Genomic DNA, 15434 nt, shown 5'->3' on the forward strand with positions numbered 1-15434 from the left:
AACATGAAAATTATCATCCCAATGGCTGGACGTGGTTCTAGATTGAGACCACATACCTTAACTGTACCAAAACCATTAGTACCAATAGCGGGAAAATCAATTGTAGAAAGATTGGTAAAAGATATCACAAGTGTTTGTGGTTCACCAATTTCTGAAATTGCTTTTATCATTGGTGATTTTGGAGATGAAGTAGAAGCTGAACTAAAGCAAATAGCTCAAGACATTGGAGCAAAAGGTCATATTTTTCATCAAGAAGAAGCATTAGGAACAGCACATGCCATTTTGTGTGCAAAACAATGCCTTGATGGAGAAGTAATTGTTGCATTTGCCGACACCCTTTTTAAAGCAGATTTCCAACTAGATCTCACAAAAGATGGAGTGATCTGGGTACAAGCTGTAGAAAACCCAGAGGCCTATGGTGTTGTAAAACTAGATAAAGACAATAATATCACCGATTTTATTGAAAAACCCAAAAAACTCATCTCTAAAGATGCAATTATTGGGGTATATTACTTTAAAGATGGAACATTCTTGAGAGAAGAATTACAATATCTCTTGGATAACGACATCAAACAAGGTGGAGAATACCAGCTTACTCATGCTCTTGAGAACATGAAAGAAAAAGGGGCAAAATTTGGTGTAGGAAATGTAAAAGAATGGCTAGATTGTGGAAACCCAAGAGCGGCTATTCATGCCAATAACCGTATCTTAGAAATGAAATACGAAGAAGGATTAAATCTTGTTTCTTCTAAAGTAGAACTGATTAATTCTGTGATTATCCAGCCTTGTTATATAGGCGAGAATGTAGTTTTAGAAAATTCTTGTGTAGGACCGAACGTTTCTATCGGAAAAAATTCTAAAGTGAAAGATTCTATCATTAAAAATAGTTTGATTCAAAAAGAAACTACCATTCTTCAAGCGATACTTAGAGACTCTATGATAGGTAATTTTGTGGAATTCAAAGGAGGATCCGACAAAGTGAGTATTGGTGATTATAGTAGAATGATCAATGACTAAAGAAGCCTTATATCATATATTTAGACCTTTGTCCAATTCTTTTGGCAAAGGTCTTCTTGTATATTTACTATTGGGCGTAAGTACCCCATCTTTTTCACAAAAAACAACTTTCAAGTCTCAAAAAGACAAAATAAATTTTGAAAATCAGTTTTTTGCTTCATTAGATCACAAAGTAAAAGGTGACCTAGAAGAAAGAGAAACTATACTAAAAACTGCTTCTGAGCAATTTTCTGAAATGGCTGTTATCGATTTTGAGTTATCCAAACTTAATATCTCAAAAAATGATTTTGGGAAAGCTCTAGAATACGCAGAAAAAGCCGAAAAAAAAGAAGCAAAAAATATTTGGTACAAAATTCATTTGGCAGATTTATACAACCATGAATATCTCTACTCCAAAGAAGAAAAGCTTAGAGAGCAAATTGTACATAAATTCCCCCAAAGCACTTTACACTTAGGGAATTATATAGAATGTTTAAAACTCAATAAGAAATATCAAAAAGCCATTGAGCAAATCAAAATCTTTGAAGAAAATTTTGGGCAAGATTTATTAACTACCAAAGAGAAAGTAAGCCTTTACAAAACTTTAGGTAAAGAAGACAAAGCATTAGAATCTATAGAAAAATTAGTCTCAAAAATACCCAACAACACAGAGTACCAAAGCTTTTTAGCCGATTATTACTTTAAACTAGGAAAGCTTGAACAAGCTAAAAATATTTTTGAAAACATTCTTAAACAAAACCCCGAAAACGGTAATGCAGCACTCGGACTTTTTCGATATTATTACAACAAAAAAGAAATTGAAAATACCGATAAATATTTATTACAAGCAATCAAGTCTAAAGAACTCAACGAACAGGAACGAAACACGGTAATTGAATACTACCGTCATGCCGTACAAAAGGGTACAAAAAGCAATAAAGAATTTCAAACCATTGTTAATATATTCTTAGAACAATCTCCAGAAAACTTCACATTGTATGAGTTGAAAGGAGACTTAATGAAAAATGTTTCCGAAAAAAATCATTGGTATAAAAAGGCCCTTGAAAAAGAGGAAAACATCAATCTATATGGCAAAGTAATTATCTCAAACCTCGTGGAATTTGAGCTTCAAGAAGCCTATGACTTTTCTCAAAAGGCAATAGAGAGTTACTCTTATGTCCCTAATACCTATTTATGGAAAGCACTTGCATGTCAAGGTTTAGAAAAAAACAACGAAGGTTTAAACACTCTAATAGAAGGTCTCGATTTCATTACCGATGAAACCGATATTGCTTTCAGGATGCATAGCTTAGCGGCTGAATTGGCAAGTATTCTATCAAAAAATAAAATAGTGTTATCTCATTATGAGCAAGCATTAGCGCTTAAACCCAATGATGCAACAACACTCAATAATTATAGTTATTTCCTTGCCCAAAACAACCAAGAGCTAAACAAAGCACTCAAGTTGATTGAGAAAGCTTTAGAATCACACAAAATTAGTCCTTCTTTTCTAGACACTTACGGTTATGTTTTCTATAAAATGGGAAAAAAAGAAAAAGCTTTGGAGCAATTTTTGAATGCCAAGAAGGCGAAAAGAGCGTTTGATTTTGATATTGAAATTCAAATAGCCAATTGTTATATTGATTTACAGAAAACTGCCGAAGCTAAAAAACAGTTGAATTTCATGAAGGAAAATACCGAAAACGCGCACCAACTCGCAGAAATTGAGCAAAAAATAAAGAACCTATGATTTTTACCAAAAGAATATTTTATCTCATGAGCTTGCTGTCTCTTCTAGCTTTTGAGTCTTGTAATATTTTTAAATCCAAAGAAAAAAAAGAGAGAGAAAAGATTTATGTGAAATTTGAGGAACTCAACAAAAAACTTACGGAAAACCACAAAGCATTCAAAACCTTAGAAATAAAAGGAAAACTTGTGGCAAAAAAACCTATAGGGATTACGCTAAGACAAACAATGAGAATTCAAAACAATGAGAAGATTTGGATCTCAGCTACCTTTTTAGGTATGGAGGTTTTACGTGCCAAAATTGATCAAAAGGAAATATCTCTTTTAGATAAAAAGAATAAAAAAAATTATGTGTTGAATTTTGAAAAATGGAATAAAAAATACCATACAAATTATAATATTCAGCATTTTCAAAAACTCATTCTAGGTCAGATATTAAACCCTATTTCGAAGAATAGCTCTTATGAAATAAACGATAATTCTTTCAAAATATCTCAAGCAAATGAGCACTTAAAAATGACTTATTTCATTGAGAATGCGATTTTGAATTCACAAAGTTTTGCAGATTTTAAGGGTAAAATGAGTGCGAGTTTCCAATATTCTGATAACTTTATCGAAGGTTTTATTCCAGAAGAGAGTTTATTTGAGTTACAAACCAAAAGTATTTATAAAGGAAGCCTTGTCTCTCAAAGTGTTAAAGTAGATTCTGAAATTAGTATGCCTTTTAAAGTAAGTTCTAAATATGAAAAGATTGAGTTATAAATTATTGACACTTGTCTTGGCAATTTTGCTAAATAGTTCTTGGGCAATTGGGCAAAATAAACAAAGCTTAAAAAACGAACTGCAATCTATTCAAAAAGAACTGACTAGAATAAACAAACAACTTAAAGAAAACAAAAAAGAAAGGAGAAGTTTTGAGCAAAATTTAAAACTCATCAAAGATAAAGTTGGCTACCGAAAAAAACTGATAAACACCATTGTAAAAGAACTTTCGGTGTTAGAATATCAAATAAAAACCAAAGAAAAAAATATTAAAACTTCAAAACAAAGTCTTGATGTTTTAAAAAAAGATTTTGCAACAACACTACAAAGTCTTCAGAAACAAAGTAAGAATTCAAATAATTGGGTTTTTATATTTAATTCAAAAAATCTACAAGATGCCTATAAAAGATATTATTATCTAAAACAATATGGTGATTATCGTAAAAACCAGAAAAAGGCATTGATTGAAGAACAAAATAAACTACAGCAAAAAATCTTGGTGCTTAACAAAAAAGTAAATGAAAAAGAAGCATTAAAAGAGAAAAACCAACAAGCTAAACAAGAGTTAGTATCAGATCAAAAAGAGCTTAACAAATTACTCTCTAAAAATAAAAAGCAAGAACAAGATCTATATGCTCAGTATCTCAAAAAGAAAAAACAAAGAGATAGTTTAAATAAAAAAATTAGGGAAATAATAGCAGCAGAACGTGCTAAAAGAAAGAAAAAGCCTAAGAAATCGGGAAAAAAGGCCGTGGACTATTTAGATCTACCCGAAACAAAACTGGTTTCATCAAGGTTTGAAAAAAACAAAGGAATTCTGCCCTGGCCTGTTAGTAAAGGTAGAATCAAAAATAGATTTGGAAAACATCGTCATCCTACGCTCCCCAATATCTTTCAAACCTTCAACGGGATCGAAATAAGCACAAACGAAAAAGAATCCGTAAAGAGTGTTTTTGGCGGAAAAGTGAGCTCGGTAATCGTGCTACCCAACGGAACAAAAGGTGTAATTATCAGACATGGAAAATATGTTACGATCTATGCAAACCTAAAAGATACCTCTGTTAAAAGAGGACAAAAAGTAAAAGCAAGACAAATCATAGGAAGTGTATTTGGGACAAAAGCACAAGAAGCTGTTTTAAATTTCCAAATATGGAAAGAAAACAAAAAAGGTGAAACTAAAGTAAACCCAGAACACTGGCTCAAGAAAAAGTAATATGTGGTTAAGAAATCTTGTAAATATCATCAAAGAAGCTTTTAATTTTGCAACTTATTCCTTAATTGCTCACAAATTAAGAACTTCACTATCTTTATTCGGTATAATTATCGGAATATTTTCGGTGGTAATCATATTTGCAATTGTAGATTCTTTAGAGCGAAATATTCAAAATGATATAGAGCAAATAGGTAAAGATGTCATTTTTGTAAAGAAAATGAGTTTTTTTGACATCAAAACAAGAGCCGACTTTATTAAGCAAAAAGGGAGGCCTGCACTTTCTATTTCAGAAGCAAAAAAATTGGAAAAGCTCTGCACATCTGTGGAAGCCATTTCTTTTCTAGCTGGAGAAGAAGGAATTACTATTAAAACGCCAAAAACGTCTGTAGAAAATGTGGTCGTTATGGGCGTTACCCAAAATTTTTCTCAAACAAGTACAATCAATGTTGAAGAAGGTAGATATTTCTCAGAACTAGAACAAAACACTGCTGGAAATGTTGCCATTATTTCCAAAGAAATAAGTGATATTTTATATCCTATTAGAGGAGCTCTCAGCCAAGAAGTACACTATCGAGGAAAAAAATATACCATCATTGGAATCCTTAAAAGACAAGGAAAATCTATGTTCAATCAAAACGGGGGTTCTATGCTGTATTTACCAGCAAAAACACTTGGAAAAATTATCAACCTAGAGTCTGATCGTTTTGATGCCTCTTATATTGCAAAACCAAAAGAAGGTGTTAGTTTAACGCTATTAAAATCTGAAATAGAACAAAAATATCGTTCTATCCGAAAATTAAAACCCTACCAAAAGAATAATTTTTCGACGATTTCTTCGGAAATGATTCAGGAAATGATCGGGCCTGTATTTGCAATCATGAACTCTGTGGGTGGAATTATTGGATTATTTGCACTTTTAGTAGGAACCTTTGGGATTTCTAATATTATGTCGGTGTCAGTAAAAGAACGTACAGGTGAAATAGGAATTCAAAAGGCATTGGGAGCCCCAAAGATTTATATATTAATACAGTTTTTATTTGAATCTATTATTCTCAGTTTCCTTGGAGGTGTGCTCTCTCTCCTATTTGTTCAGCTTGTATTCAATTACTCAAATAATCATCTTGATATTCCATTTAATTTAATCCTAAGTAACAATAATGTTTACCTTGGAATAATAATCTCGTTAATTGTAGGTGTTTTATCAGGTGTTTTTCCTGCGGCAAAGGCCGCTAATATGCACCCTGTGAAAGCCATTGCTTCAAAATAAAAATTCGATACTTTTTTCGATCTCCATTTCGAGGGTTTTGTACAACTAATATCTTTTATAAAAAATAAAGTTTCCTTATCAATTTCTTCATATAGCATTCTTTAACATTTATATTCCATTATTTTTTACATAAATTTGAGGATTATTAATCAAAAAGAACGAAAAGATGAAAAAACTTTTATTAACTATGTTTGCCATGGTATCTATGGTAACTTTTGCTCAAAAAGATGTGGAAGTAATTATGTTTTCACCTACAGGTAACACAACGTATAATGTAGGAGATACAATCCTAATGCGTGGTGGAGTAATCAATACAGGTACTGTAGATTTAGACACTAATACTGTATTTAACTACGGTTTAGAAATGGGACCTTACTACTTTAACATTGGACAAAACAACACAAGATATAGAAATGTACGTTTTGCAAATACTTTGACAGTAGGTGATACATTTGCTTTACCAGCTCATTTTGTAATTGCAGATCAAAATATTGCTGATAGTGTAAGCGTTCACTGGCAAATTTGTAAAGATGTTGTATTATTTGAGCTTGTTCAACCAGTAGATACTCTTGCAAGAATCACTGAAACAGATAACAACAATAACAAAGCTTGTTCTAAACTTTACAATGTAGAAGTAAGCGAAGTTTACTATGCACAAGTAGATGTTTACCCAAATCCAGTACAAGATGTATTGAATATCAACATCACAAACGATGCTGCTATTCTTGAGATCAGCGATATGTCTGGTAGAGTTGTAAAAACTGTAGATGTTGTAAACGGAGTAAACCAAGTAGATGTTTCTGAGTTAGCTTCTGGAAACTATGTATTTACTTTGAATGCCAACTACAGAATTATGGCAAGAGGTAAATTCTCGAAATAATTTTTGATAGAAATTAAGTCATAATTTCTATTTATTCCATATAAATCCCTTAATTCAAAAAGAATTAAGGGATTTTTTTTATTCTAAAAAATCAACTATTTTTGCTAGAACCAACCAAGAAGATAATGAAAATTAGTAGCTCTAGTATTCCTAGCTGTGATAATTGCAAGCACAAAAAACACTCAGTATTTGCAGACTTACGAAAAGATGAGGTAGATCAACTCTCAACTATTAAATCATGTGGTTTTTATAAAAAAGGACAGATTCTATTTCAAGAGGAAAGCCGAATACCTGGAGTTTATTGTATTCATAATGGAAAAGTAAAGTTATCCAGAATAGGTGTAGAAGGTAAAGAACAAATTATCCGATTTGCAAAAACATCGGATATGATTGGTTATAAATCTATGCTTTGTGATGAGCCACTTTCTGTGACAGCCACAGCCTTAGATGACACCTCGGTATGCTTTATCCCTAAAAGCTTTATTTTCAATACTATTGCGAGTAATAATATGTTTTCGAGGAAAATTATGGAAATTGCTTGTCATGAAATAGGTGAAGCCAATAAAATCATAACAAACTTAGCTCAAAAAACCGTTAGAGAACGCTTAGCTGAAGTTTTATTGATATTAGAAGCGACCTTTGGAAACAATGAAGAAAACTATCTTGATATTAAATTAACAAGAGAAGAAATTGCCAGCTTTGTGGGTACAGCTACAGAATCTGTCATACGCTTGTTATCAGAACTCAAGAAAGATGAAATAATAGAATTAAAAGGGAAAAATATCCGAATTCTAAAGCCGAACAAGCTCGCTAGAATCGGAAATGTTTACGATTAATTTTTTAGACACTTGATATTCTGGAATCCAAACAACGTTTGGATTTTTTTCTGCCCAATATTCTGCTAAATATTCTTGCTCTGTTTGTCCAGGTGTTGGAATCAGAATAATTTTTTTCTGTTTTAAAAATGGATAAATATCCATAAGACTTGAATATCCACTTCGGCAAATTATTATATCAGAATTTGTCAATTCAGCTGCCAATTCATCAGCATTCATAAAAGCATGATACTGGATTTTAGAACTTTTTACTTGATTCTTCTTAGACTTCTTTGATTTACCTACTTTTCCTCCTGCTACAACAATTGTATCAATTTCGTTTAAAAGTTCTTCATTATCCATTACCTTCAGAACTCTTTTTTCAAAACGAGTCCGCTTAGGTTCGTTTCCAGATATCAATACAAAAATACGTTTCCCCTCTTTTTTAGGAATCGATACTTCTTTTTGATTGAGATGAGACAAAGGCCCTATATAATTAATCTTTAGGTGTGGAAAGTGACCATGTGTTAGATATCCTCCTAAAGAGGTCTGTTCCTCTTTAAAATCTGGCACCCATAATTCATCAAAATATTCCCTTAAATATTTTTGATGAATCCCATTAACAACTCGATCAATTAGTCGCCACTTTGTAGAGATATTCACTTGATGAATAAGCATATTAGACGGAACACCTTGAAGCCAAATTCCATAACGATTGTCTGAAATTATCTTTGAAAATTGTAACTGCTTATTTAAAGCTTTTAAACTTCTATGCTCGTTATAAACTGTTTTTACAATACGTGGGAATTGAAATACTATAGACAACCAAACTGGAAAATTTTTATGGTATCTAATTTGATAATCGGGTAAGTCTATAAAAGGAATATCTGGAAAACGATTTAAAAGAAATTCCAAAGCAACTCCAGAAGAGGCTATGATGACTTCTTGGTTTTTATTTTCCAGTTCTTTTTCAATTATCGGGACGCAACGAGTTGCGTGACCTAAGCCCCAGTTTAAAGATGCGATTAATGTTCTTTCCATAGTATTATTGCTTACGCTAGACTATAAAGCAATGCTATTAGTCCAACGATAAGGCAATATACAGAAAAATAAACTAACTTACTATTCTTAACAAGCTTTATCATCCAATTACAAGCCAACAGACCTGTAAAAAAGGCGGCTATAAATCCTACGCCCAAATAAGCATAATCTACCTCTATATGAGAAGAGTTTAAATCAAGTGCTTTTTTTAACATCGCACCTAGAATTAAAGGAATTACCATCAAGAAGGAGAATCTTGCAGCTTTTGCTCTGTCATTTCCTAATAATACAGAAGTAGAAATGGTTGCACCAGATCTCGATATTCCGGGTAAAATTGCAATCGCTTGAGAAACGCCAATAATTATTGCATCTTTGGTAGATACTGGTTTCCCCGTATCTTTAGCTTTATCTGCAAAATAAAGAAGTACAGCAGTTATTATCAGCATAAGACCAATGAGAGGAAGGTTTCCTGCAAAGGCTTTATCAAAATATTCTTCTAAAAACACTCCAACACTTGCTGCTGGAATCATAGATAAGACTACTTTCAAAGAAAATTGAAAAGATTCATTGTTTTCAAATTTTAGGAGTCCTTTAAAAATATCCAAAATATCTTTTCTAAAAACGACTACTGTTGAAAGAGCCGTTGCAAAATGCAAGATAATGGTGAATAATAAGTTTTTGTCTTCGTCTAATGTGGTTCCAAAAATTGCCTTTGCAAGTTCTATATGACCACTTGATGAAACAGGTAAAAACTCTGTTAACCCTTGAATAATTCCAAGGATAATTGCTTCCAATAATTCCATTGAAAATTATTTCTTATTGTCAAAATTTTTCAGAACAGCTACTACTTTCACAACCAATCCTACAAGGATAATAATAGGCGCCAAAGTGATTCTTCGGAAACTAAAAATATCTTCATTAAAAGACACTCCGTCTTCTGATCCACCTCCGATCATTAGGATGAACCCTATGGCTGTGATAATAAGTCCTAAAAATAATAATTGATAATTTCTTTTTCCAAATAATGGGGTGTTATTTTCTTGGTTTTCCATTTTAGAATGTGTTTTTGTTTAAAGATAAAGTTCAGATAATTTTGCATGCAAATACTTGCGTACTGCAAAAAAAGAACTGACTAAAAATAATAAAGTTCCGAATACAAAGATAACAGAAGCACTCAGTAGAAATTGGTTAATATTCGATAAAAAAGTGAAACTCGGTACTTGTTTATTGATATATTCAAGTGTCAAATATCCTAGTCCGATAGCCAAAAGTGCTGAAACGATCCCTATAGCGATACTTTGCTTTAAGAATGGCTTTTGAATAAAGCTGCTGGAAGCTCCCACAAGCTGCATCGTTCTTATTGAAAACCGCTTTGAGTAAACTGCCAAACGGATAAAGTTATAAATCAGAACTACAGCAATGATTAATAAAAAAACGGATACACCGATAAATATCAAACTTATTTTTCCAATATTTTTAGTGACACCATAAAGAATTGACTTATCATATACGATATCCTGTACAATAGATTCTTTTTTGAGTTTATTTTCTATTGTTTCGAGTCCTTCAATACTTACAAATGAAGACTTAAAGCGAATATCATAGGCATCAAAAAGTGGATTAAAATCCAAAATTCCGATAATATCTTCTCCTAAGTTCTTTTTCATCTCTACGGCAGCATCCTCTTTGCTCACGTATCTGACTTCTTTTACACCTGTGAGATTTTTGACCTTTTTTTCAAAAGACTTTTTTGCCAATGGTTTAGCATCTTGCTTTACGAAAACTGTGAATACAATTTCTTCCTTGATGTCTTGAGAAAATTTTTGGGCAGAAAACATAAAATTCACCCAAAGCAAAAGCATCAATAACAAAATAGTACTACTCACCACCACAATGATGGATGCCCAAGTAACTCGTTTGGATGTTCTTTTGGATGTTTTCATATTATTATGCTTCTTCTATTAATTCAAACTCAAAGAGTGCTGTAAGCTTGTCTATAAGTTTTTCGGCTACTTCTTTCATATCTACTTTTTTTCTCAGTTCGATATCTAAAGAAGTCACCGCCTTATCTGTTATACCACATGGGATGATATTATTAAAATACTTCAGATCGGTATTTATATTAAATGCCAATCCATGCATGGTAACCCAGCGACTTGCACGTACGCCCATGGCACAAATTTTTCTGGCATTGAGTGTTCCCACATCTAGCCAAACTCCTGTTTCTCCCTCACTCCTTTCTGCAGAAATTCCGTAGTCTGCTAAAGTTTGAATAACAGCCTCTTCTAGGAATCGTAAATATTTATGGATATCTGTAAAATAATTATCCAAATCGATAATAGGGTAAATAACTATTTGCCCAGGTCCATGATAGGTAATATCACCACCACGATTTATTTTAAAAAATGTAGCGCCTGCTTCCTTTAGTTGTTCATTGTTTATCAACAAGTGATTGAGATGTCCACTTTTTCCTAAGGTATAAACATGAGGATGCTCACAAAGCAACAAATGCCCTGGTGTAGGCTTTTGTTGTTCTGTGGGTAGTTTTCTATTTGCAGATTTTTGATCTACAATTTCTTTAAAAAGTTTTTCTTGTAAATCCCAGGCTTCTTGATATTCAATTTTCCCTAGATTTTTGAAATAGACTTTCTTCATGTGCTTTATTAAGACTTTCCTAATTCTGATTTTAAATAATCAATCACATTGACTTCTACAGGATCAACTTCATTCATTTCTGAAAGAAAAACTGAAACCCAATCTCCTAAATGAATCCAAAACCAAGTGTTTTCTAGTTGGTTTTTACCCGTAGAATACATCACTTTTGTTTCAGCGTATTTAGAAATTATTTCGTTGTTCAAACTAAATCTTGTTGTATTTCTTGGATGATCTAATTCATTTTGCATAAACAAAACAGCCAAATCTGGATGATCTTCTGTCCACCCTACTAGCTCATTATGGTTCATTTCTGGTACAATGTGGTGCCAGCATAACATTTTTGAGTTTTCATTTATTTGTTGACGGAATCTTTCTGTTACTCCTGCAAATTTATCAACTCCATAAAGTACGGGTTTCTTTTTGTAAAAATACTTTGCTAATTCTAAGGCTTGTTCTTTGATACTGTTTTGTTCTGCTTGAACATATTCAACAGCTTCACGCCACATATTTTCAACATCTAAATCGATGAATCCATATTTTTTTAAACCAAAAATTAACTGACCTATAGAGTAGGTAAGCATCGCACGAGGAGAATTTCCTCCTGGCACTTGGATATAATCCAATCCTAATTCTTTTGATTTCTCAATAACTTGTCCTCCTGAGCTCACACAAAAGATATGTGCTTTTTTCTCCAGTGCTTCGTTCATGCATATTACGGTTTCTTCTGTATTTCCTGAATAAGATGAAACAACAACTAAGGTATTCTCATTTACAAAAGCAGGTAATTCATACCCCTTATTGAGCGTAATAGGAATATTAACGGTGTTATAAGTTAAATCTTTTACAATTCCTCCTCCAATACCAGATCCTCCTAAACCTGTTATTACTATATTTTGAATCCCATTATTGGGTTTTACATCAATTTTTTGAGCAATCTCAAAAGCTTCATTAAGCTGGTAAACAAATGATTCTACTAATTTTTTCATAAAGCAATGTTTCTCGAAACGCAATTTACAAATTCTTACTAAACTTCTTTGGTGTAAAATCGCATTCTTAAATAAATTTTACAATAAAATAACCCAACGAAGATAATTCAAAATATTGGGAATACTGAAGAAATCCATTGGTTTTTTATTGGTCAAAAAACTCAGGATATCAATGAAAATAAAGGGTTTTTAAAAAGGCCGTTCTGAAGTATTTATCCCAATTGAAGAGTCTACCTCACTGATCGTAAAATTAAAAATGACTCTACTTTTTGAGTTTCTAAGCAATTATGCCATTGAAAATATTTTCAGACTCCCCATTAATCAAAAAAATGAACATCTTTTTGAGATTTATAACACGTATTCTTCCTCAATAATTTTCGTAATTTTGAGGTTCAATTTTTAAACCAAAAGAAAATGTATCCAGAAGAATTAGTAGCTCCAATGCGTCAAGAATTAGTTGATGCTGGTTTTACAGAACTAAAGACAACAGAAGCTGTTGACAATATATTAGGACAAAAAGAAGGAACCACATTGGTCTTAGTAAATTCCGTTTGTGGATGTGCTGCTGCCAATGCAAGACCTGCAGTAATTGCCTCTTCTAAACACGCAAAAACTCCCGACAATTTTGTTACTGTTTTTGCAGGACAAGATGGCGAAGCTACCGCTCAAGCAAGAAAGTATATGCTTCCTTTCCCTCCTTCATCTCCTTCAATTGCTTTGTTTAAAGATGGAGAATTGGTTCACTTTTTAGAAAGACACCATATTGAGGGTAGAGATGCTTCTTTAATTTGCAATAATCTAACTGAAGCTTTTGACGAGCTTTAGGATGTTATTCTTTAATATTTTTTCAAACTCTCTCTATTAATTTAGAGGGAGTTTATTTTTTTAGAGAAATTTCTTGAAGCCTATCTACTACTTGTTCTAAAACAGGGATATCAAAGCACTCAACATAACTATCGATTTTATAATATCCGTTATTAATCAATTCTTTAGTTTGATGATAATTCTCAATTGCTTGAATAGTATCTTTTGTTTTTCGAAGTGCCTCAGCTTTCCAATAATACGCCGCTGCGCATTTATCATAATACTGAATCGCCAAATCGTAATCTTTTATGGCTAAATCCAAAGAATCCATTTTAGCATAAGAAATCCCCCGATATAAAAAAGTGTAAGGGTCCACCATCTTTCCTTCATCTTGTATTACTTTAGAAAATTCTTGAGTAGCTTCTTCAAATCGTCCCATTTGTTTTAATGCCAATCCTTTTAAATAATTGACGTTTTCTCCCCAAGCATAATCCACTTCATTTGGGGTCAGATCATCGAATTGATTCAGTCTAAAAAATGCTCTTTCATAATCTCGGTAATAGTACAAAAGAAGCCATGAATAATAATACAAGGCATTTTTAGGGTTTATTTCAGCCGCTTTTTCTAGGTAAGGAAAAGCGATATGATAATCTCCACTTTTCGTAAAAGGTGTTGATTTTTCTTGCAAAGCTCCCGAAATATTATGACCCAACGCAATAAGAGAATCACACCTTCTTTGATGAATAATGCTACCCTGAAAAGGTCTTTTATTATCTACATCTACTTGTATTCTGTTTATAAGATTTTCTTTTTCTGTTTGCTTAAGATGTGTGAAATCCATCTGATTATCGGACTTTTTAGAATCACATTGACAAACACAAAAAATGAATAAACTGCTAAGGAAATATCTCAATGACTTCACTATTTTTTATTTTGAATGTTAGAAATTTATAAGAATCTACGGATGTTCCCGATGCCATGCCCGGTTCCCAAGACGTGAGTTTTTTACAAATACTAAGTAGCTGTTGAGGAATATTTGAGTTAAAAGTTTTTTCTCGGTAGTCTTTATCGAGTTCCAAAACTTCAAAATTTCCCGTCTCTCCTATACAATTAATCACAAAACGTATTCTTACCAAACCATTTTCTTTCAAATTTGGAGCATGATACTGCTGAGAAACTATTTTTTGTATTCCATAAAGTCCACTAGAATATTTTGCCTTTGTACTGAAATAATAATTCCCCAAATGGTTTTTTGCCAAAAACTGATTACATACTTGAAAACCTTTTTTGGATTCGAGATTTGTTTTTTCTTGGCTTCTATATCTAATTTTTTCAAAATGATCCCCCTCCCATCTCAACACGTTCATTTCCTCTTTCGAAATACTTAGAATTTGTTCTAAAAACTGATTATATCCATTACAATCTAAAGGGCTGCCTTTTTTCTGTAAAAAGTAAGCATTTTCCATTTCTCCAAATTGATAACAAAAAACATTTGCTATACCTGTTTTCTTTTCCAGAGAATACACACGGTCTGTTTCAAATTGAAGAATTTCAGTTTTATTTTCCCAATTATATTGTTTGAGAAGTGCTTCTATTGATTTTCCTGCCAAATTTTGCTGATCAACAAGTATTTTTTTAATGGAATAGTTACCAAAATTCAAAACCCCTTCTTCTAAAATATCCGAAGCAGCAATAGTATCCTCATTTAATATCAAAAAGCTGTGATCAAAAAAGTAATCCAATTCATACTGTTTCCCATCCAATGTTTGGGTTTTTAATATTCCATTATTTTGAAAATTTAAAACCTGTGAAATGGGATAATACAACCCTGAATCAACCGCACGTCCGCCTCCGATCCAGACTCCTGATATATCCATTTTCTCACTTTCGGGATTTAAACATGAAAAGAACACGCATATCATACAATTCGCTAAAATAATCGCAAATAAATTCTTTTGCATTCTTGTTTTTATTGGTGAATATACATTTTTTCTTCTCTTAATCGCCAAATATTTTATATCATTTGGCATTAAGCATCAGTAAACTTTATTTATAGGAGTCTGATGGCTAAGCAACTCTTAAGTTTAATACCCTAAACGGTAACAAAAAATGAGTGTTTATGCAATACAAACACTCATTTTTGAATAAAAACAACCTAAATTCATTCTTATTTTCTCACTATTTTTCTAATCAGCTTTTGTCTGCCATTATCCATTTCTATCAAATAAATACCAGATGGAATATCCAACTGAATTTCTTGTTTGTTAGA

At 32.3% G+C, this 15434-nt stretch carries 16 protein-coding genes; 8 read left to right on the forward strand and 8 right to left on the reverse strand.

Annotation, left to right across the window (positions count from 1 at the left end):
* The first annotated feature begins 3 nt into the window (after nt 1–3).
* The 7 genes from N4A45_06550 (at nt 4) to N4A45_06580 (ending at nt 7700) form a co-directional block, all read left to right on the forward strand.
* Entirely contained in the window at nt 4–1017 is a 1014-nt protein-coding gene (locus N4A45_06550; GenBank protein MCT4664878.1) for a sugar phosphate nucleotidyltransferase, read from the forward strand.
* Nucleotides 1010–2746, forward strand: a complete 1737-nt coding sequence (locus N4A45_06555) for a tetratricopeptide repeat protein (GenBank protein MCT4664879.1) — start codon at nt 1010–1012, stop codon at nt 2744–2746. Before N4A45_06550 ends, N4A45_06555 begins: the two co-directional genes overlap by 8 nt.
* A 26-nt stretch (nt 2747–2772) precedes the next feature.
* A complete protein-coding gene (locus tag N4A45_06560) occupies nt 2773–3504 on the forward strand; it encodes a DUF4292 domain-containing protein (GenBank protein MCT4664880.1) in 732 nt (243 codons plus the stop codon).
* Entirely contained in the window at nt 3485–4717 is a 1233-nt protein-coding gene (locus N4A45_06565) for a peptidoglycan DD-metalloendopeptidase family protein (protein MCT4664881.1), read from the forward strand. Before N4A45_06560 ends, N4A45_06565 begins: the two co-directional genes overlap by 20 nt.
* Nucleotide 4718: 1 nt before the next feature.
* On the forward strand, nt 4719–5984 hold the full coding sequence (locus N4A45_06570) for an ABC transporter permease (protein MCT4664882.1): 1266 nt from the start codon (nt 4719–4721) through the stop codon (nt 5982–5984).
* 166 nt (nt 5985–6150) lie between these two features.
* Nucleotides 6151–6864 (forward strand): T9SS type A sorting domain-containing protein, encoded by a 714-nt coding sequence (locus tag N4A45_06575; GenBank protein ID MCT4664883.1) that lies wholly within the window; start codon nt 6151–6153, stop codon nt 6862–6864.
* Between the two features lie 125 nt (nt 6865–6989).
* The gene (locus N4A45_06580) at nt 6990–7700 is read left to right on the forward strand and encodes a Crp/Fnr family transcriptional regulator (GenBank protein MCT4664884.1); all 711 of its coding nucleotides are present in this window, start codon (nt 6990–6992) and stop codon (nt 7698–7700) included.
* On the opposite strand, the gene N4A45_06585 is transcribed toward N4A45_06580, so the two are convergent.
* From N4A45_06585 to N4A45_06610, 6 genes are read right to left on the reverse strand one after another with little or no spacing between them, the layout of a single operon-like run.
* Nucleotides 7656–8720 (reverse strand): glycosyltransferase, encoded by a 1065-nt coding sequence (locus N4A45_06585; protein ID MCT4664885.1) that lies wholly within the window; start codon nt 8718–8720, stop codon nt 7656–7658. The two genes, N4A45_06580 and N4A45_06585, sit on opposite strands and share 45 nt — an antisense overlap.
* Before the next feature lie 11 nt (nt 8721–8731).
* Nucleotides 8732–9523, reverse strand: a complete 792-nt coding sequence (locus N4A45_06590; GenBank protein MCT4664886.1) for an undecaprenyl-diphosphate phosphatase — start codon at nt 9521–9523, stop codon at nt 8732–8734.
* A gap of 6 nt (nt 9524–9529) precedes the next feature.
* The gene (locus N4A45_06595) at nt 9530–9772 is read right to left on the reverse strand and encodes a DUF3098 domain-containing protein (GenBank protein ID MCT4664887.1); all 243 of its coding nucleotides are present in this window, start codon (nt 9770–9772) and stop codon (nt 9530–9532) included.
* A gap of 18 nt (nt 9773–9790) precedes the next feature.
* The gene (locus N4A45_06600) at nt 9791–10663 is read right to left on the reverse strand and encodes a permease-like cell division protein FtsX (protein MCT4664888.1); all 873 of its coding nucleotides are present in this window, start codon (nt 10661–10663) and stop codon (nt 9791–9793) included.
* 4 nt (nt 10664–10667) lie between these two features.
* Nucleotides 10668–11375 (reverse strand): lipoyl(octanoyl) transferase LipB, encoded by a 708-nt coding sequence (lipB, locus tag N4A45_06605; protein ID MCT4664889.1) that lies wholly within the window; start codon nt 11373–11375, stop codon nt 10668–10670.
* Nucleotides 11376–11383: 8 nt separating this feature from the next.
* Nucleotides 11384–12361, reverse strand: a complete 978-nt coding sequence (locus tag N4A45_06610) for a bifunctional phosphoglucose/phosphomannose isomerase (protein ID MCT4664890.1) — start codon at nt 12359–12361, stop codon at nt 11384–11386.
* A gap of 414 nt (nt 12362–12775) precedes the next feature.
* Here N4A45_06610 and N4A45_06615 point away from each other — a divergent pair, with 414 nt between their 5' ends.
* Complete coding sequence (locus N4A45_06615) at nt 12776–13186, forward strand: BrxA/BrxB family bacilliredoxin (protein ID MCT4664891.1); 411 nt, start codon at nt 12776–12778, stop codon at nt 13184–13186.
* A 52-nt stretch (nt 13187–13238) separates the two neighbouring features.
* Here N4A45_06615 and N4A45_06620 read toward each other — a convergent pair whose 3' ends face one another.
* Both N4A45_06620 and N4A45_06625 read right to left on the reverse strand, forming a co-directional pair.
* Complete coding sequence (locus tag N4A45_06620; protein MCT4664892.1) at nt 13239–14006, reverse strand: tetratricopeptide repeat protein; 768 nt, start codon at nt 14004–14006, stop codon at nt 13239–13241.
* A gap of 55 nt (nt 14007–14061) precedes the next feature.
* On the reverse strand, nt 14062–15126 hold the full coding sequence (locus N4A45_06625) for a hypothetical protein (GenBank protein ID MCT4664893.1): 1065 nt from the start codon (nt 15124–15126) through the stop codon (nt 14062–14064).
* Between the last annotated feature and the right edge of the window lie 308 nt (nt 15127–15434).

The organism is Flavobacteriales bacterium, from assembly GCA_025210805.1.
Taxonomy (GTDB): domain Bacteria; phylum Bacteroidota; class Bacteroidia; order Flavobacteriales; family CAJXXR01; genus JAOAQX01.